The 17,126-nt window shown below is 73.7% G+C and carries 15 protein-coding genes; 5 read left to right on the plus strand and 10 right to left on the minus strand.

From position 1 onward, the window contains the following. The first annotated feature begins 41 nt into the window (after positions 1–41). Together Ani05nite_RS25940 and Ani05nite_RS25945 are read left to right on the plus strand one after the other, a co-directional pair. Positions 42–1,478 (plus strand): MFS transporter, encoded by a 1,437-nt coding sequence (locus Ani05nite_RS25940; protein WP_203772430.1) that lies wholly within the window; start codon positions 42–44, stop codon positions 1,476–1,478. Continuing rightward, positions 1,475–1,894 carry a PNPOx family protein gene (locus Ani05nite_RS25945; protein ID WP_203772432.1) on the plus strand — a complete coding sequence of 140 codons (420 nt, stop codon included), beginning with the start codon at positions 1,475–1,477 and terminating at the stop codon, positions 1,892–1,894. The genes Ani05nite_RS25940 and Ani05nite_RS25945 overlap by 4 nt, the downstream gene beginning before the upstream one ends. A gap of 110 nt (positions 1,895–2,004) precedes the next feature. On the opposite strand, the gene Ani05nite_RS25950 is transcribed toward Ani05nite_RS25945, so the two are convergent. The 8 genes from Ani05nite_RS25950 to wrbA form a co-directional block, all read right to left on the minus strand. Continuing rightward, entirely contained in the window at positions 2,005–3,156 is a 1,152-nt protein-coding gene (locus Ani05nite_RS25950) for a cysteine--1-D-myo-inosityl 2-amino-2-deoxy-alpha-D-glucopyranoside ligase (protein ID WP_203772434.1), read from the minus strand. Between the two features lie 18 nt (positions 3,157–3,174). Further along, positions 3,175–3,984: an SAM-dependent methyltransferase gene (locus tag Ani05nite_RS25955; RefSeq protein ID WP_203772436.1), complete on the minus strand. Its 810-nt coding sequence runs from the start codon at positions 3,982–3,984 to the stop codon at positions 3,175–3,177. An 89-nt stretch (positions 3,985–4,073) separates the two neighbouring features. Next, positions 4,074–5,642: a methyl-accepting chemotaxis protein gene (locus tag Ani05nite_RS25960; RefSeq protein WP_203772438.1), complete on the minus strand. Its 1,569-nt coding sequence runs from the start codon at positions 5,640–5,642 to the stop codon at positions 4,074–4,076. A gap of 96 nt (positions 5,643–5,738) precedes the next feature. Then, positions 5,739–6,617 carry a sensor histidine kinase gene (locus tag Ani05nite_RS25965; protein WP_203772440.1) on the minus strand — a complete coding sequence of 293 codons (879 nt, stop codon included), beginning with the start codon at positions 6,615–6,617 and terminating at the stop codon, positions 5,739–5,741. 220 nt (positions 6,618–6,837) lie between these two features. Then, entirely contained in the window at positions 6,838–9,114 is a 2,277-nt protein-coding gene (gene katG / locus Ani05nite_RS25970) for a catalase/peroxidase HPI (RefSeq protein WP_203772442.1), read from the minus strand. Beyond that, positions 9,111–9,566, minus strand: a complete 456-nt coding sequence (locus Ani05nite_RS25975; RefSeq protein WP_203772444.1) for a Fur family transcriptional regulator — start codon at positions 9,564–9,566, stop codon at positions 9,111–9,113. Before Ani05nite_RS25975 ends, katG begins: the two co-directional genes overlap by 4 nt. Positions 9,567–10,007: 441 nt before the next feature. After that, positions 10,008–10,940: an RNA polymerase sigma factor SigJ gene (sigJ, locus tag Ani05nite_RS25980; RefSeq protein ID WP_239130631.1), complete on the minus strand. Its 933-nt coding sequence runs from the start codon at positions 10,938–10,940 to the stop codon at positions 10,008–10,010. Between the two features lie 7 nt (positions 10,941–10,947). Continuing rightward, positions 10,948–11,577, minus strand: a complete 630-nt coding sequence (wrbA, locus tag Ani05nite_RS25985) for an NAD(P)H:quinone oxidoreductase (RefSeq protein WP_203772446.1) — start codon at positions 11,575–11,577, stop codon at positions 10,948–10,950. Positions 11,578–11,768: 191 nt separating this feature from the next. On the opposite strand from wrbA, the gene Ani05nite_RS25990 reads away from it, so the two are divergent. From Ani05nite_RS25990 to Ani05nite_RS26000, 3 genes are all read left to right on the plus strand, one after another. After that, complete coding sequence (locus tag Ani05nite_RS25990; RefSeq protein ID WP_203772448.1) at positions 11,769–12,548, plus strand: class I SAM-dependent methyltransferase; 780 nt, start codon at positions 11,769–11,771, stop codon at positions 12,546–12,548. A gap of 165 nt (positions 12,549–12,713) precedes the next feature. Further along, positions 12,714–12,875 carry a transposase gene (locus Ani05nite_RS25995; RefSeq protein WP_377881071.1) on the plus strand — a complete coding sequence of 54 codons (162 nt, stop codon included), beginning with the start codon at positions 12,714–12,716 and terminating at the stop codon, positions 12,873–12,875. Positions 12,876–13,038: 163 nt separating this feature from the next. Further along, positions 13,039–13,910 (plus strand): IS5 family transposase gene (locus tag Ani05nite_RS26000; protein ID WP_203772452.1). Its coding sequence is split into 2 segments (ribosomal slippage): positions 13,039–13,377 and positions 13,380–13,910, totalling 870 coding nucleotides; the frame shifts between segments, so codons are not numbered across the junction. Positions 13,911–14,236: 326 nt separating this feature from the next. On the opposite strand, the gene Ani05nite_RS26005 is transcribed toward Ani05nite_RS26000, so the two are convergent. Then, complete coding sequence (locus Ani05nite_RS26005) at positions 14,237–14,809, minus strand: nucleotidyltransferase family protein (RefSeq protein WP_203772454.1); 573 nt, start codon at positions 14,807–14,809, stop codon at positions 14,237–14,239. A 52-nt stretch (positions 14,810–14,861) separates the two neighbouring features. Further along, positions 14,862–17,099 carry a non-ribosomal peptide synthetase gene (locus tag Ani05nite_RS26010; protein WP_203772456.1) on the minus strand — a complete coding sequence of 746 codons (2,238 nt, stop codon included), beginning with the start codon at positions 17,097–17,099 and terminating at the stop codon, positions 14,862–14,864. Positions 17,100–17,126: the final 27 nt, after the last annotated feature.

Raw genomic sequence — 17,126 nt, forward strand, 5'->3', positions numbered from 1 at the left:
GCCTCTGGTCCGGGTCGCCGGCCGGGCGTCATGGTGAAACCGTGGCGAGCACCGACCGCGTCTCCCGCTCGGCGCTGGCGGAGGTGGTCCAGCTACGGCCGTTCCGCCGGCTCTGGCTGGTGTTCGGCCTCTCCTCGCTCGGTGACTGGCTGGGTCTGCTCGCCACGTCGACGTTCGCGGCGGCCCAGCTGCGGTCGCCCGCGGCGCAGGGCGCCGCGTTCGGTGGCATCATCGCGGTGCAGCTGCTGCCGTCGCTGATCCTCGGCCCGCTGGCCGGCGTGCTGGCCGACCGGTACGACCGGCGGCGCACCATGGTGACGATCGACGTGCTGCGCTTCGTGCTGTACGCCTCCATCCCGCTGGCCGCGACGGTGCTCCCCACCCGGGCCGGCGTCGTCGCCTGGGCCGCCGCCGCGTCGTTCCTGGCCCAGGCCGCCGCGATGGTGTGGACCCCGGCCAAGGAGGCGGCGGTGCCCAACCTGATCCCGCCGGGCCGGCTGGAGACGGCGAACCAGCTCACCATCGTCACCACGTACGGCCTCACCCCGGTGCTGGCGGCGCTGACGTTCGCCGGACTGGCCCGGCTGCCCAGCGTGGGCCGCACCGACGCCACCGCGTTCGCGCTGTACTTCGACGCCCTGACCTTCCTGGCCTCCGCGGCGGTCGTCTCCTTCGGGGTCCGCGAGATCTCCGGGCGCCGCGACGGCGCGGCCGCGGAACGGCCGCGGCAGGCCCTGCTGACGGGCTGGCGCCATCTCAGCGGTACGCCGCTGCTGCGCGGCCTGCTCGTCGGCCTGCTCGGCGCGTTCGCCGGGGCGGGGATCGTCGTCGGCGCGGCGAAGTTCTACGCGCGTTCGCTCGGCGGCGGCGACGCCACCTTCGCGTTGCTGTTCGCCGCCCTGTTCACCGGCTTCGGCCTCGGCGTCGTCGCGGGCCCGCGGGTCGCCGGGCCGCTGTCCCGCCATCGCCTCTTCGCGCTGTCGGTGGTGCTGGCCGGCGGGGCCGTGGTGCTGCTCGCGGTCACTCCCCGGCTGTCCGGCGCCCTGCTCGAGGTGCTGGTGGTCGGCTTCGGCGCCGGGTCGGCCTTCCTGACCGGCATCACGCTGATCGGCGCGGAAGTGGGGGACGAGCTGCGGGGCCGGGTGTTCGCCTTCGTGCAGACCAGCGCCCGGGCGGTGCTGCTCATCGCGGTCTCGATCTCCGGGCTGCTGGTCGGGGCCGGGTCCGCGTACCTGGTCACGCTCGGACCGGTCACCGTGCCGGTCGCCGCGAGCCGGCTGTTGTTCCTGGTGGCGGGCGGGTCGGGCGTCGTGGTGGGGCTGGTCGCGCTGCGGCAGATGGACGACCGCCGGGGCGTACCGGTGCTCGCCGACGTGTGGCACGCCCTCACGCGCCGGCCGCAGGACGGAATTCCGCCGACGGGAGGTCCCGGCCACGGCCGGGGATCGACACCCGCGCCACCGAGGGAGGGGCCATGACCAGAACCGCATCCGGCAAGCGCGACGCCCTGCGCACCTTCAACAAGCACGTGCTGAATCCGGTGATGCTGCTGCTGGCCGGCCGCCGGCACTGGTACGCCGCCGCCCTGCGGCACACCGGCCGCCGTTCCGGCCGGTCCTTCACCACGCCGGTCGTGGCCCAGCCGGTCGCCGACGACGGCTTCGTGATCCCGCTGCCGTACGGCACGGGTGTCGACTGGCTGCGCAACGTGTGCGCGGCCGGGCGGGCGAGCCTCGACGTGCACGGGCGGCACTATCTGATCACCGACCCGCGGATCGTCGGCGCGCAGGAGGCGTTCCCGCTGATCCCGGCCCGGCTGCAGCGGACCTGGCGCCGGTTCGGCATCGAGCAGTACCTGCTCGTCCGGGCGCTGCCCGCCGACGAGCCGACGTAGGCCGGTCCCGCACCGCCCACCCGTACGCGATGGCGGCGCGCACGTCCAGCGCGCGGCCACCACCGCCGGGCGGCCCCGGCGACGACACGCGGGAGGGCGACGCTACGGGGTCACGCCACCGCCAGCACCCGCAGCAGCAGACGCGCGGCTTCGCCGCCCGCGTCCAGGGCGACCTCGATCGCCCGGGGGACGTCGAGGTCGTCGAGGAGCGCCGCGGTGACGGCGGCCGAGCCGGCCGCCTCCGAACCGCCGGAGCGCCCGGCCGCCGCGTAGAGCAGGTCGAGGCGCTCGGCGGCCCGGCCGAGCTCGTCCGGGTGGTACTCCCAGGCGGTGGGCCAGGGCCGGCCGAGCAGCATCAGGCGCACCGCGGCCGGCGAGTGCTCGCGCAGCAGCTCGGCGACCAGGGTGAGGTTGCCGGTGCTCTTGGCCATCTTGGCGCCGCCCTGATGGACCGCGCCGACGTGCAGGCGCGCCCGGGCGAAGGGCGCCACGGCGGTCACCGCCTCCGCGAGCGCGGCCTGGTAGGCGTGGTGCGGGAAGGCCAGGTCCTCGCCGCCGGCCAGCACGTCCACGCCGGCGCCGAGCACCGTCAGGGCCATCGCCGCGCACTCGGCGTGCCAGCCCGGCCGGCCCGGTCCCCACGGGCTCGGCCAGGCCGGCTCCGCCTCGGCCGACGGCCGCCAGACGGCCACGTCGAACGGGTCGTCCCGGCGCCCGTCGTACGGGTCGTCGCCGAACTCGGCGCAGCGGGCCAGCGCCTCCTCGCGGGACAACCCGGACCGGTCCGCCACCTCGGCGCCGCGGAAGTACACGTACCCCTCGCGCAGGTAGGCGCGATCGGCGGCCAGCAGCGCGGCGGTCAGCTGCTGCACCGCGCCCACGTAGTGCCGTGCGCGGGGCTCGTACCCGGGGCGGCGCAGCCGCAGCGCGCTCATGTCCTTGTCGAACGCGTACTCCTGCTCCAGCGCGAACTGGGCGACGTCCCGGCCCCGCAGGCCGGCCGCCCGGGTCAGGACGTCGTCGACGTCGGTGACGTTGCGGCAGGTGACGGTCTCGATCCCGGCCAGCCGCCACACCGAGGTGAGCAGGTCCGCCCACACGAACGTCGCCGCATGGCCCAGGTGCGTCACGTCGTACGGGGTGATCCCGCACGTGTACACCCGGGCCGTGCCCACCACCGGCAGACGGACGCCCGCCAGCCGCAGGGCCGTCGGGGACGACACGGGGGAGACGACCGGGCCGGTCGCGCCACGAGGAGTCATGAGCCCCATGATGCGCCCCTACGGCTTGGCGGCGACCGCGCCGTACTCGTCGACCGCCCGCAGGTCCTCCGGCGAGGCGCCGGGCGCGGGACGCCACTGCGAGCACGGCACCAGGCCCGGTTCCACGACGGTCAGCCCGGTCAGGTACCGGGCCAGCTGGTCGGGGTGGCGCAGGTGGTACGCCAGCGGGGCGTTGGCGTTCCACACGCCGATCGCCTCGGTGAAGGCCGGCCCGTCGATGACGTCGGTGCCGTCGGCGGTCACCAGGTAGCTGCCCGACGGCAGGGCGGCCATCAGCTGCTGCACGATGGCGACGGCCTCGTCCAGGTCGGCCACGTGGCCGAGGATGTTCATCAGGATCAGCGCGGTCGGCTGGGAGAGGTCGAGGGTCGTGCGGCCGGCGGCCCGCAGGATCGCCGCCGGATCGTGCAGGTCCGCGTCGATGTACTCGGTGGCGCCCTCGGGGGTGCCGGTCAGCAGGGCCCGGGCGTGCGCCAGCACCAGCGGATCGTTGTCGACGTAGACGATCCGGGACTCCGGGACGGCGGCCTGGGCCACCTGGTGGGTGTTCTCGGCCGTGGGCATGCCCGTGCCGATGTCGAGGAACTGCCGGATGCCGGCCTCGGTGGCCAGGAAGGTGACCGCCCGCTTCAGGAAGCCCCGCGACGAGCGGGCCACCAGCTTGATGTCCGGGTACAGCTCCGCGAACTGATCGCCGACGGCGCGGTCGGGCTGGAAGTTGTCCTTGCCGCCGAGCCAGTAGTTCCAGACCCGGGCGGAGTGCGGAACGCTGGTGTCCATCTTGGCGCTGACGGGCGAATCGGTCATCGTCGGGCTCCAGGGTGAGGCGTGGTCGGCGGGGACCGTGTGAGCCTAGCCCTCCGTCCTGAACGGAGGGACGCACCGGCTGTCTGCGATCAGTAGCGGAACGAGCCGACCAGTCGCTGGAGCTGCGCCGAGGCCGCGGTGAGCGACTCGGCCGTGGTCCGGGTCGTCTGGGCGGCGGTGCTGGTGTCCTGCGCGGTCTGGGCGACGCCCAGGATGTTGGCCGCGATCTCGTTCGCGCCGGTCGCCGTCTCGCTGACGTTGCGGCTCATCTCGCCGGTGGTGGCCGTCTGTTCCTCGATGGCCGACGCGATGGTCAGCTGGGTGGTGTTGATCTCCTCGACGAGGTCGCCGATCCGGGTGATGGCGGCCACCGCCTCCTCGCTGCCGGACCGGATGGCCGCCACCCGGGCGGCGATCTCCTCGGTGGCCGTGGCGGTCTGCTGCGCGAGCTGCTTGACCTCGCCGGCCACCACGGCGAAGCCCTTGCCGGACTCGCCGGCGCGGGCCGCCTCGATGGTGGCGTTGAGGGCCAGCAGGTTGGTCTGGTGGGCGATGGTCGTGATCAGCTTGACCACCGACTCGATCTCGACCGAGGAGGCGTCCAGCCGGGCCACGGTGGCGCCCGCCTCCTGGGCCGACCGGACGCCGTCGCCGACGACCTCGGTCGCCCGGCTCGCGCTGCCGGCGATCTCCGTGATGGAAGCGGTCATCTCCTCCGCGGCGGTCGCCATGGTGCTGACGATCGCGGAGACCTCCTCGGCGCTGGCGCTGACCACTGCGGCCTGGGCGCTGGTCTCCTCGGCCCCGCCGGCGAGCTGGGTGCTGACGGCGCTGAGCTCCTCGGCGGCGTGGGCCACATCCTGGGCCCGGGCCGCCACGTCCGACACCAGGCCCTGCATGCGGTCGGCGAACCGGTTGAAGCCCCCGGCGGCCTGAGCGACCTCGTCCCGGGAGTCGTCGCTGATCCGCTGGGTCAGGTCGCCGTCGCCGTCGGCGATCTCCGCGAGCCGGTGGTTCAGCTGGGCCAGCGGACGGGTGATCGACCGCACCAGCAGGAACGCCAGCGCCGCGCCGACCAGCAGGGCCGCCGCGCCGGCCAGCAGGATGAGCCCGATGGCCCGCTGCGACGCCTTCTCGGCATCGGCGATCGCCGCGTCGGCCTCGGCGTCGATGGCGCTCGTCACGGTGTCGACGTCGGCCGCGATCTGATCGAAGATCTTGATCTCCTCGACGGCGACGAGCCGGTGGGCGGCCGTCACCCGGCCGGGGGCGCCGCTGCGGTAGCCCTCCACGATCGTCCGGTCGAGGGTCATGAACTCGTCGAGGCGCTTCGTGGCCTGCGCGACCGTGCGCCGTTCCTGGTCGGTCAGCGGGACGGCGCCCAGCTCGGCGAGTTCGGCCCGGAAGGCGGCGACCGACCGCAGGAACGACCGGCGGGCATCGGCGCTGTCCGCCGCGGCGCCGGGGATTCCCCGGGCGACGTCGAAGGCGTACGCCGTCTGCCAGCCGTTGAAGTCCGCCGCCCGGAACTTGACCTGCATGGCGACCCGGGTGGCGGTCGCCGCCGCGGCCAGCGTCCGGCCGGCCGCGCGCTGGCGGCTGATCGCGGAGACCCCTACGCCGATGATCATTACCAGGAGCAGGAGCAGAATCGACATGGCGCCGATCAGGCGGGCGCCGATCCTGACATTTCGCAATCCGAGGTGCATGGGCCTTCTCCGCTGAACTCGAGGGTGGTGACTGGTCCGCGCGCGTCAGTTCCCGGCGGGCGGCAGGTGAAGGGTGGCGACGGTGCCCCGTTCGGGAGCCGTGTCGAGCCGCAGCCGGCCGCCGTGGGCGGTGGCGATCCGGTCGGCGAGCATCAGGCCGAGCCCGAGCCCGGGTCGCTCCTGGGCGCGCGCCTCCGGCCCCCGGTAGAAGGCCGTCGCGAGGTGGCGCCGTTCGGCGAGCGGGATACCGGGGCCGGCGTCCCGCACGGACAGGGTCACGTCGGTGGTGAGCGTGACGGTGATCGGCGTGTGCGGCGCGGTGTGCGTGACAGCGTTGTCGATCAGGTTGTCGACCGCACACGCCAGCTCCCGGTGCACGGCGTGGACGCGCACCGGCGCCGGCGGGAACTGAACGATCATGGCGTCGCGCTCCCGGCGCCGCCCGACGCAGGCCGCCGTCAGCGCCGTCAGGTCGACGGCGCGCCGCCGCGCGACGGTGCCGGCCGGGCCGCCGATGCTGCACAGCAGGTGATCGACCGTACGGGTGAGCCGCCGGGCATTGCGGCGGATGGCGTCGAGCTGCCGCTCGGGCAGGGGCCCGGCCGTGTCGGCGAGCAGCTCGGCGTACCCCTGGATCGCGGTCAGCGGCGTGCGGACCTCGTGCTGGATGACGGCGGTGAGGCCGGCGGCGCCCAGCCGGCTCGCCGGCGTACCGGAGAAGCGGGCCCGGACCAGCGTGCCGAGCAGATCGGTGAGCCGATCGGTGACCTGGCGCCCGGAGCGGCTCGCGGCCAGCCGCAGGGCCGCGGTCGGGGTCTCGCACGCGGCCGCGGTGAGCAGGAGCAGATCGGCGACCTCGCGCAGGGCCGGCCGGTCGCCGGTGCTGCCGGATTCCCGGCTGCCGCCGTGCTCGCCGTCGCTCATCGCCGCGTTCCTCCGCGCTTGCGGGGCGGGGTCGCGCCCCGGAGCCGCTTTCTGCGGCTGCAGCGGGACCATCGCCCGGCGACGGCGGGACGGCAGGGCTTTCCCGGCACGCGCTCCGTGAGCCTCACCACGAGCCGCCGGTCACGCCCGTGACGCCGGCCGACGCGAACGGGCCCGGCCGATCGCAGTGGATCGGCCGGGCCCGGCGGTCAGCGGGGGATCAGGCGAGGTCGAACCGGTCCAGCTCCATGACCTTGGTCCAGGCCGCGACGAAGTCGTGCACGAACTTGTCCCGGGCGTCCTGGCTGGCGTAGACCTCCGCGAGGGCGCGCAGCTGGGAGTTGGCCCCGAAGATCAGGTCGACCGCGGTCGCGGTCCACTTCACCTCGTCGGTGGCCAGGTCGCGGATCTCGTACACGTGCTCGTCGGACTGCGACGTCTTCCACCGCGTGCCCGGGGAGAGCAGGTTGGCGAAGAAGTCGTTGGTGAGCACGCCGGGCCGGTCGGTCAGGACGCCGTGCCGGCTGTCGCCGGCGTTGGCCCCGAGGGCCCGCAGGCCGCCGATCAGCACGGTCATCTGGGGCGCGGTCAGGTCCAGCATGTACGCCCGGTCGACCAGCAGCACCTCCGGCTGGGTCTTCTCGCCGGGGCGCAGGTAGTTGCGGAACCCGTCCGCGCGCGGCTCGAGGACCCGGAACGACTCGACGTCGGTCTGCTCCTGCGTGGCGTCGGTGCGGCCCGGGCGGAACGGCACGGCGACCTTGACGCCGGCGTCCAGCGCGGCCTTCTCGACCGCGGCCGAGCCGGCCAGCACGATCAGGTCGGCCAGCGAGATCTTCGCGGCGCCGGAGGAGTTGAACTCCCGCTGGATGCCCTCGAGGGCGCCCAGCACCGTCGCGAGCTGCTCGGGCTGGTTGACCTCCCAGTTGCGCTGCGGCTCGAGCCGGATCCGGGCGCCGTTGGCGCCGCCGCGCTTGTCCGTGGAGCGGAAGCTCGCGGCGGAGGCCCAGGCGGTGGAGACCAGCTGGGCGACCGTCAGGCCCGACTCCAGCACCTTGGCCTTCAGGGCGGCGACGTCGGCCTCGCTCACGAGCTCGTGGTCGACGGCCGGCACCGGGTCCTGCCACAGCTGCGGCTCGGCGACCCACGGTCCCAGGAAGCGGCTGACCGGGCCCATGTCGCGGTGCAGGAGCTTGTACCAGGCCTTGGCGAAGGCCAGCGCGAACTCCTCGGGGTGCTCCAGGAAACGGCGCGAGATCTTCTCGTACGCCGGGTCGAAGCGCAGCGACAGGTCGGTGGTGAGCATCGTCGGCTTGTGCTTGCGGGCCGGGTCGAAGGCGTCCGGGATGATCTCCTCGGCGTCCTTGGCGACCCACTGCTTGGCGCCGCCGGGGCTGGTGGTGAGCTCCCACTCGTAGCCGAAGAGGATCTCGAAGAACCGGTTGCTCCACTGCGTCGGCCGGTCGGTCCAGGTGACCTCGAGACCGCTGGTGATGGTGTCGGGGCCCTTGCCGCTGCCGTACGTGCTCAGCCAGCCCAGCCCTTGGGTCTCCAGCGGGGCGCCCTCGGGCTCCGGGCCCACGTGGTTGTCGGCGGGGCCGGCGCCGTGGGTCTTGCCGAAGGTGTGGCCGCCGGCGATCAGCGCGACGGTCTCCTCGTCGTTCATCGCCATCCGGGCGAAGGTCTCCCGGATGAAGTGGGCCGCCGCCCGGAAGTCGGCGCTGCCGCGGGGACCCTCCGGGTTGACGTAGATGAGGCCCATCTCGGTCGCGCCGACGTTCTCGGCCATCGTGTCGTCCGAGACGTACCGCTCGTCGCCCAGCCAGGTGTCCTCCGGGCCCCAGAAGATCTCCTCGGGCTCCCACACGTCCTCACGGCCGAAGCCGAAGCCGAAGGTCCGGAAACCCATCGACTCCAGGGCCACGTTGCCGGCCAGCACGAGCAGGTCGGCCCAGGAGATCTGCTGGCCGTACTTCTGCTTGACCGGCCACATCAGCCGGCGCGCCTTGTCGAGGTTGGCGTTGTCGGGCCAGCTGTTGAGCGGAGCGAAACGCTGGCCGCCGTCGCCGGCGCCGCCCCGGCCGTCATGGATGCGGTACGTGCCCGCGGCGTGCCAGCTCATCCGGATCATCAGGCCGCCGTAGTGACCGAAGTCGGCCGGCCACCAGTCCTGCGAGGTGGTCAGCACCTCGGTGATGTCCCGCTTGAGGGCCTCGACGTCGAGCTTGGCGAACTCCCGCGCGTAGCTGAAGTCCGGGCCCAGCGGGTTGACCTTGGACGAGTGGGTGTGCAGCACCGACAGGTCGAGCTGGTTGGGCCACCAGTCCCGGTTGGTGTGCGGGCGGCCGCCGGTCTTCGGCGTCGGCGAGTCGATCGCCGGGTTCTCGCTCTCGCTGCCGTGCGCGGTCACGGAGTCGTGCGCGACCGGGCAGCCCTCCGCCGCCATCTTGTCCACGCCCTGCGCGCTGGCCGGGGCGTTGTCCTGAGTGTCGCTCATCTGTTTCCTTCCGAACTTCTCGGGTCGGTGGCACGGCGTTCGGTCGCGCAGCCGGGACAGGTGCCCCAGTAGACGACCTCCGCCTCATCGACCACGAAACCGTGGTCGTCCGAGGCGGTGAGACAGGGTGCGGGGCCGACGGCGCACGCGACGTCGGCGATCGCACCGCACGAACGGCACACGACATGGTGGTGGTTGTCTCCCACCCGCGACTCGTACCGCGCCGTCGCGCCGGCCGGCTGGATGCGCCGCACCAGGCCGGCCTCGGTGAACGCGCGCAGCGCGTCGTACACAGTCTGGTGCGAGACCGTCGGGTTGTCGGCCCGAACCAGCGCGATCACCGTGTCGGTGTCGACGTGCGGGTGATCGCGCAGCGCGGCGAGCGCCGCCAGGCGGGGGCGTGTCACGCGCAGCGAGGCCGAGCGCAGCTGGGCCTCGAAGTCGGACGTCATCCGACGACCTTAGGGCACTTGTTTGGAATAATTCAAGTTTTCCTCGGGTGGGGCGGCGCGCGCCGGGGCCGGGCCCGACGCGTCCCCCGGCCGGCCGGCGCCAACGGGGACGGAGTCCTCCAGGTCTGTGATCGGTGGGTAACCAGCGGGAGGGCCTGGAGTAGATCCCTTCGTCGCGCCTGGCGCGGTTGGAGCGTTCTGCTCGGCCGTTGGTCCAGGGCCGGCATCGGCGGTCGAACGGGGCCGGACACGCAGGTCGGACGGGCCTGGTGCCATGCCCGGCCACGGCCGTGGCACGGGGCGTGGTCGGTGATCACCCGCTCGGCGGGGGAAGCCGGCGCAGGCGTCGGTCTTTTCGTCGGACCGATTTTCGGCAGCCGGTGGCGCGCGATACTCAAGCCGACATGCCGCATCAACGACGCGCGTGATCACTACAGCTGGTCAGTCCATCCACGGCCGCAGCTTGTCCGGGTTGAGGATCGCCCAGATGTGCTGGATCCGGTCGCCCACCACCTCGAACGCCATCACCGACACCGTCATCCCGTCCAGCCGGGCCACCAGCCCCGGCCGGCCGTTCACCGTGCGCTCCAGCAGCACCAGGCGGGGCGTCACGGCCGCCCGTTCGGTGAAGAACCGGGCGACCTGCTCCGCGCCCCGCACCGGGCGCGGCGCCGCGCTGACCAGCCCGCCGCCGTCGCCGGTGGCGGTGGCGTCCGGGGCCAGCAGGCCGATCAGGGCGGGGACGTCCGTGGCCTGCCAGGCCAGCTTGAACGCCCGGACCAGGCCGGCCTGGTCGGCCGTCGGCGGCGTGGGCGGCCCGGCCTCGCGCAGGCGGCGGCGGGCCGCGGTGGCCAGCTGCCGGCACGCCGCCGGGGTCCGGCCGACGACCTCGGCCACCTCGGCGAAGGTGTACCGGAAGACGTCGTGCAGCACGAACGCCACCCGCTGGGCCGGGGTCATCGACTCCAGCACCACCAGGAAGGCCATGCTGATCGACTCGTCGAGGGTGACCCGGTCGACGGGGTCGGCCGGCGCGCCGGGGGAGCGGCCGGTCACCCATTCCGTGCTGTCGGGCAGCGGCTCCGGGATCCACTCGCCCACGTAGCGTTCGCGGCGGGCCCGGGCCGAGCCCAGCACGTCCAGGCAGATGCGGCCGGCCACCTTGGTCAGCCAGGCGGCCGGGGTCTCGATCGCCGCCTGCTCCCGGCGCGACAGGGCGTACCAGCGCGCGTAGGTCTCCTGCACCACGTCCTCGGCGTCGGCCAGCGAGCCGAGCAGCCGGTAGGCCAGGTTGATCAGCTGCCGCCGTTCGCTCATGACCGCGTCCAGGCCCGGGTCGAGCGGGTCGGATCCGGGCTCGGGCGAGGTGCTCATGCCAGGATCACCGAGCGGTCGGCCGGACGGCGGCACGGCCGGCCTTCAGCGCGGTGGCGACGTCCACGGCGCGCCGGGCCTGGTGCCGGGCCGCCTGCAGGGCGACCTCGCCGGGCGCGCCGGCGCCGGCCACGTGCGACGTGCCGTACGGGTTGCCCGACTCGAACTGGATCGGGTCGGTGTAGCCGGGCGGCACGATGATGCCGCCCCAGTGGTAGAAGACGTTGCCCAGGGCCAGGATCGTGGACTCCTGACCGCCGTGCGCGGTGCTGGAGGCGGTGAAGGCGGAGTACACCTTGCCGGCGAGCCGGCCCTGCGACCACAGCGGGCTGGTGCTGTCGATGAACGCCTTGAGCTGACTGGAGACCAGGCCGAAGCGGGTGGGCGTGCCCAGCAGCACCACCTCGGCCCAGTCCAGGTCGTCCAGCTCGGCCACGGCGATGCCGGCCGACGCGTCGCGGTGCTCGGTCCAGGCGGGTGGCTTGGCGTCGATCACCTCGTCCGGCAGGGTCTCGGCGATCCGGCGCAGCCGTACGGCGGCGCCGGCCTTCTCCGCGCCCTCGGCGGCGGCACGGGCCAGCGCGTGCACGGTGCCGGTGGCACTGTAGTAGATGATGGCGGCGGTGACTGGTTCCATGGCCGGTCGCTCCTCGGTCGGTGCCGTCGGTTCCCAGCTACGACGACGCAGCACCGTGAAGTGTGAGGCGGCGGGCCGCGCGGGTCGACATCTCGCGGTGCACACTGCTTTGTCGCATTCTTGACCGTATGCGGGGCGAGCGGGAGGGTAGGTCGGCGAGGACCCATATTCCCGATCGGGCAGGAGGCCGCATGGACACGGACGTGCAGCAGCAGATCGACTGGGCCGGCTGGCTGCGGCGCTGGGACGCCCAGCAGGAGGGCTACGTCCCCGAACGCGAGGCGCGCTTCACGGCGATGTTCGACGCGCTGGAGGCGCTGCTGCCCCCGTCGTTCGTGGCGCTCGACCTCGCCTCCGGGCCCGGCTCGCTCAGCCGGCGGCTGCTCGCCCGGTTCCCGGAAGCCCGCGCAGTCGCGGTGGACATGGACCCGGTGATGCTGGCCGTGGGCCGGGGCGCGCTGGGCACGGTCGACGGCCGGCTGCGCTGGGTGGAGGCCGACCTGGCGACCCCGGACTGGCTGGCCGCGCTGGGGGAGACCCGGGTGGACGCCGTGCTCAGCTCGACGGCGCTGCACTGGATGTGGCCCGAGCCGTTGCTGCGCCTGTACCGCGAGCTGAGCGTCCTGCTGCCGCCCGGCGGCCTGCTCCTCAACGGCGACCACCTCGCCTTCAGCGCGGCGCTGCCCACGTTCGCGCGGCTCAGCGAGCACGTCCTCGAGCAGCAGTGGACGGACGCCGCCTTCGCCGCCCGCGGCATCGAGACGGCGGAGCAGTGGTGGGAGGCGTTCGGCGCGGAGCCGGCGTTCGCGCCGCTGCTCGAGGCCCGCGCGAAGATGCTCGCGGGCAAGCAGCGACAGGAGACCCCGCCGGGCTTCGACCTGCACGTGGCGGCGCTGCGCGAGGCGGGCTTCCGCGAGGTGGGGACGATCTGGCAGTCGATGTCGGACCGCGTCCTGATGGCGGTGCGGTAGCCGCCGAGGGCGCGCGGGCGGTTCTGTCCCGCAGATCATGGCTGGCGATCATGAGCGTCGATCGTTGAACTCCTCGTGGCGAGAGGCGACTCCTTGTGGCGAGAGGCGATCCGAGCAATGACGAGTGGGTTGCGCTGACACCATTGCTGCCGGCGCAGTCAGTTCGTGGGTCGTCAGCAGCGTGATCACCGGCAGGTGATCAACGTGATCTGGTGGGTGAAACGCACCGCATCACCATGGCAGGCCCTGCCCGAGCGTTACGGACCTGGGAAGACCCCGTACCCGAGGTGCCGCCGCCGGGCCGCGGACGGGACCTGGGCTGGGTAGGCCCGGGAAGGCATCGAAAGCTGCCGCAACGGGCGGATCATCAAGATCCCCATCTTGGCCGGCGGCCGCGGCAGGTCCCTCGTCACGCGGATCACGCCCGGGCAGGCCACCGACACCCCACAGCTAGGGAGTGTTTGGAATGTTGATCGTTCGTTGAGCATGCGTGGCGCGTGGTGACCTGACGAATGATCAATGGGCCAAGCTGGAAGCGGTGCTGCCGGAGGTGTGGATGGGTCGTCCCCCGCGGGACCGCAGGACGGTGATCAACGCGATCCGGTGGCGGGTGCGGACCGGGTCGCCGTGGCGCGACATGCCGGAACGCTATGGGCCATGGGAAACGGCGTATGGCTTGTTCCGGCAGTGGCAGCGTGACGGCGTCTGGGCCGACATCCTGACCCGGTTGCAGGCTCGGGCCGACGCTGAGCAGATCATCACCTGGGACGTGTCGGTCGACTCGACGGTCTGCCGGGCGTATCAGCACGCAGCCGGTGCCCGGAAAAGGGGGACGTTCAGAAACATCCGCCGGGTGGAGTGGACACCGAACCCAACGACCACGGTCTCGGCCGGTCACGCGGCGGGCTGAGCACGAAACTGCACCTGGCCTGCGAGCAGGGTCAGCGCCCGTTGTCGATGCTTGTCACGGCCGGTCAGGCCGGTGACAGCGCACAGTTCACCGCCGTCCTGGACGGCATCCGGGTGCCGCGGCAAGGCCCGGGGCGGGCCAGAAACCGCCCGGACCGGGTCTTGGCCGACAAGGCGTACAGCTCCCGCAGCAACCGTGCCGAGCTGCGCCGACGTGGCATCAGGGCGACCATCGCCGAACCTGCCGATCAGGTGGGACACCGGCTACGCCGCGGCTCGACCGGCGGCCGGCCACCCGCGTTCGACCGGGAAATCTACAAGCAGCGTCACGCGGTGGAGTGCGGCATCAACCGGCTCAAACGACACCGCGCCGTGGCCACCCGGTATGACAAGTTGGCCGTGCGCTACCTAGCCACCGTCCGCGTCGCCGCCATCGGCGAGTGGCTCCGCTGACTTACCAAACACTCCCTAATCCCCTTGCTTGATCAGGCCCGCGTCGCCCGGCCCGACCCGGCGATCGGGCGTACTCGTCACGGGCCAACGGCCAATTCCTGCGGGACAAAACACATCACCGCGACGATCCCACAGCCCCGCGATCAGATCGCCAACCGCTTCCGCGAAGGCCGTAACGGAGGGCGCCCACCGGCGTGCGATCCCGCAGCCAAGAGCTGCCCAACCCGCTGCGCCTGGGCACCCCACTTCCAGGCGACCCTCGACCTCGGCGACATGCTCGACCGGCTCCGCGCCGTACCGGGTAGCCAAGATCTACGAGGCGGAACCTACGCGAAGCGGGCCAGCGCCTCCGGGGTGTCCACATCGGTGTCGTCCGCCACGTCCGCCACGTCGACCACCGTCAGCTCACCGGCGTGCGTGCGCAGGTAGTCGCGGGCCCCGTGGTCGCCGGTCGCCGAGGCGGCCACCCCGGCCCAGCGGTCGCGGCCGAGCAGCACCGGATGGCCACGCCGGGCGCCGTAGCCGCCCATCACGAGCGCGCCGGGGGAGGCGTGCGCGGCCACCCGGGCGATCGCCGCCGGCGTCACGCCGGGCATGTCGACGAGCAGCACCAGCGCCGCGGTGGCCGGGGTGCCGGCCAGCGCCGCCAGGCCGGCCCGCAGCGAAGACGCCATGCCGGTGGCCCACTCCGGGTTGTCGACGAACGCCAGCTCCGGCGCGGCGGCGCGGACCCGGTCCGCCTCGGCGCCCACGACCACGAGCGTACGGGCGCAGCCACCCTCCGCCGCGACCCGCACCGCGTGGCGCACGAGCGGCTGGCCGCGATACGCCACCAGCGCCTTGGCCATGCCGTACCGCCGCCCGCCGCCCGCGGCCAGGACCAGACCCACCAGTTCCATCCCCGCAGGGTAGCCAGGCCGGGCGTGGTCGGGGCCGTGCACGCCGACCGCCTCAGCCGGCCAGCAGGGCGGCGACCCCGGCCGGCGTCGGATGTTCGAAGACCTGCTGGACGGGCAGGTCGACGCCGAACTGCGCGCGGATCCGGCTCACCAGCCGCACCGCGGCGATGGAGTGCCCGCCGCAGCTGAAGAAGTTGTCGTGCACGCCCACCGTCTCCAGACCCAGGATCTCGCCGAACAGGGCGCACAACTGCCGCTCCGGCCCGGTCGCCGGCGCGCCGGCCGACGTGCTGACCCGGGGATCCGGCAGCGCCTCCCGGTCGATCTTGCCGTTGGCGGTGACCGGGAACTCGTCGAGCAGCGTGATGGTGGCCGGCACCATGTGCTCGGGCAGCACCGTGCGCAGATGCCGGCGCAGCTCCTCGTCGTCGAGCCGCGACCCGCGCACCGGCCGGACGTAGGCGGCGACGTAGCGGTCGGCGGGGTCCTCGTTGCGGACCACCGCGACCGCGTGGTCCACCGCCGGGTGGCTCTGCAGCACCGCCTCCACCTCGCCCAGCTCGATCCGGAAGCCGCGGATCTTCACCTGGTTGTCGACGCGGCCGAGGAAGTGCAGCTCGCCGTCGTCGTCCCACACCCCGACGTCGCCGGAGCGGTACAGCCGCGTGCCCGGCGGCCCGTACGGGTCGGGCACGAACCGCTCGGCGGTCAGCTCCGGCCGGTCGAGGTAGCCGCGGGCGACGCCCGGCCCGCCGATGCAGATCTCGCCCGGCACGCCCGGCGGCACCAGGCGCAGCCGATGGTCCAGGAGGCGGACTGTCGCGTTGACGAACGGCCGGCCCACCGACAGCACCCCGTCCGGCCGCAGCGGGGCGGTGATCGTGGCGCCCACCGTCGTCTCGGTCGGGCCGTAGCCGTTGATGACCCGGGTGTGCGGGGCCCAGCGCCGCACGATCGCGGGGGTGCAGACGTCGCCGGTGGAGACCAGCGTGCCGCCGGCCAGCAGGGACACGTCCGGCAGCGCGGTGACCGCGGCCGGCGGCAGCGTGGCGTGGGTGATCCGGTGCTTGCCCAGCGTCTCGGCCAGCGGCTCGCCCGGCAACAGGTCATCGCCGTCGGCCAGCACCAGCGTGGCCCCGGCGAACAGGGCCAGCGACAGGTCCCAGAACGCCGCGTCGAAGCTGATCGACGCCCACTGCAGCACCCGGTCGCCCGGTCCGGTGCCGACCGCCGCGGCCTGCGTCGCCGCCAGGCTCGCCGCCCCCCGGTGCGTCACCACGACACCCTTGGGGCGGCCGGTCGAGCCGGACGTGTAGATCACGTACATCGGGTCGTCCAGGGTGGCGCCGTCGGCGCGTACCGGATGATCCGCGCCCGCGTCGAGGGCCGCGACCGGCCGCTCGTCGTCCAGCCGGACGATCGTGATCGGCCGGCTCCGCCAGGCCGGATGCGCGGCGTCCGCCGCCGTGGTCAGCAGGATCGGCGGCCGCGCGTCGTCGAGCATGAACGCCAGCCGCTCGGCCGGGTACGCCACGTCCAGCGGCAGGTACGCCCCGCCCGCCTTGAGCACCGCCAGCAGCGCCACCACCAGCTCCACCGAGCGGGGGACCGCCACGGCGACGATGACCTCCGGACGCACGCCGAGCCCCACCAGGTGCCCGGCCAGCGCGTCGGCCTGCGCGTCGAGGTCGGCGTAGCTGACCTCGCGGTCGCGGTACACCAGCGCGGTCGCCTGCGGATGGGCCCGCGCCTGCCGTTCGAACAGCTCCGCGGCCCCCGCCGGCGGCACCGGCTGCTCGTGGCCGGACCAGGCCGTCAGCCGCTCGCGGTCGGGCCCCGAGACGAGCCGCAGCTGCGCCAGCGGCGTCTCGGGGGACGCCAGCAGCTGCTCGGCCACCCGGTTCAGCATGGCCGCGGCCAGGCCGGGCGCGCCGGGCGACCGGCCCGCCGCGGCCTCGTCCAGCCGGACGGTCAGCGAGCCGGGCCGGCCGTCGGCGATCCACCCGACCGCGGCCACGTCGGCGGCGGGCTCGGCCGGCTCCGTCTCCGGGGTGCCCGCCGCCGACCGCAGCGCGTCGGCCAGGGTCGCGCAGCCGGTCAGGTCCAGCTCCCGCTGCCGCCACGGACCGGTGCCGGCCCGGGCGGCCACGGTGACCGCGTCGGTACGCCGCAGCGCCCCCGCCACGACCGCCAGCGCCACCTGCAGCAGAACGGTGCGCCGGTCCGGGTCGGCGGCCCGGCAGACGTCGTCCAGCGCCGGGGCTGCGGGCCGGGTTGCCGTGGATCCCATCGGTCCTCCTGCGGGGGTGCTGCGGTT

Source organism: Actinoplanes nipponensis (assembly GCF_016862275.1).
Classification (GTDB): Bacteria; Actinomycetota; Actinomycetes; order Mycobacteriales; family Micromonosporaceae; genus Actinoplanes; species Actinoplanes nipponensis.

What these genes read in the sequence shown, in the direction of transcription:
- Ani05nite_RS25965 (WP_203772440.1), bottom strand. Translation starts at nt 6,617, where the DNA reads ATGAGCGACGGCGAGCACGGCGGCAGCCGGGAATCCGGCAGCACCGGC.
- Ani05nite_RS26010 (WP_203772456.1), bottom strand. Translation starts at nt 17,099, where the DNA reads ATGGGATCCACGGCAACCCGGCCCGCAGCCCCGGCGCTGGACGACGTC.
- wrbA (WP_203772446.1), bottom strand. Translation starts at nt 11,577, where the DNA reads ATGGAACCAGTCACCGCCGCCATCATCTACTACAGTGCCACCGGCACC.
- Ani05nite_RS25975 (WP_203772444.1), bottom strand. Translation starts at nt 9,566, where the DNA reads ATGACGTCCGACTTCGAGGCCCAGCTGCGCTCGGCCTCGCTGCGCGTG.
- Ani05nite_RS25950 (WP_203772434.1), bottom strand. Translation starts at nt 3,156, where the DNA reads ATGACTCCTCGTGGCGCGACCGGCCCGGTCGTCTCCCCCGTGTCGTCC.
- Ani05nite_RS25990 (WP_203772448.1), top strand. Translation starts at nt 11,769, where the DNA reads ATGGACACGGACGTGCAGCAGCAGATCGACTGGGCCGGCTGGCTGCGG.
- Ani05nite_RS25945 (WP_203772432.1), top strand. Translation starts at nt 1,475, where the DNA reads ATGACCAGAACCGCATCCGGCAAGCGCGACGCCCTGCGCACCTTCAAC.
- sigJ (WP_239130631.1), bottom strand. Translation starts at nt 10,940, where the DNA reads ATGAGCACCTCGCCCGAGCCCGGATCCGACCCGCTCGACCCGGGCCTG.
- Ani05nite_RS25955 (WP_203772436.1), bottom strand. Translation starts at nt 3,984, where the DNA reads ATGACCGATTCGCCCGTCAGCGCCAAGATGGACACCAGCGTTCCGCAC.
- katG (WP_203772442.1), bottom strand. Translation starts at nt 9,114, where the DNA reads ATGAGCGACACTCAGGACAACGCCCCGGCCAGCGCGCAGGGCGTGGAC.
- Ani05nite_RS26005 (WP_203772454.1), bottom strand. Translation starts at nt 14,809, where the DNA reads ATGGAACTGGTGGGTCTGGTCCTGGCCGCGGGCGGCGGGCGGCGGTAC.
- Ani05nite_RS25960 (WP_203772438.1), bottom strand. Translation starts at nt 5,642, where the DNA reads ATGTCGATTCTGCTCCTGCTCCTGGTAATGATCATCGGCGTAGGGGTC.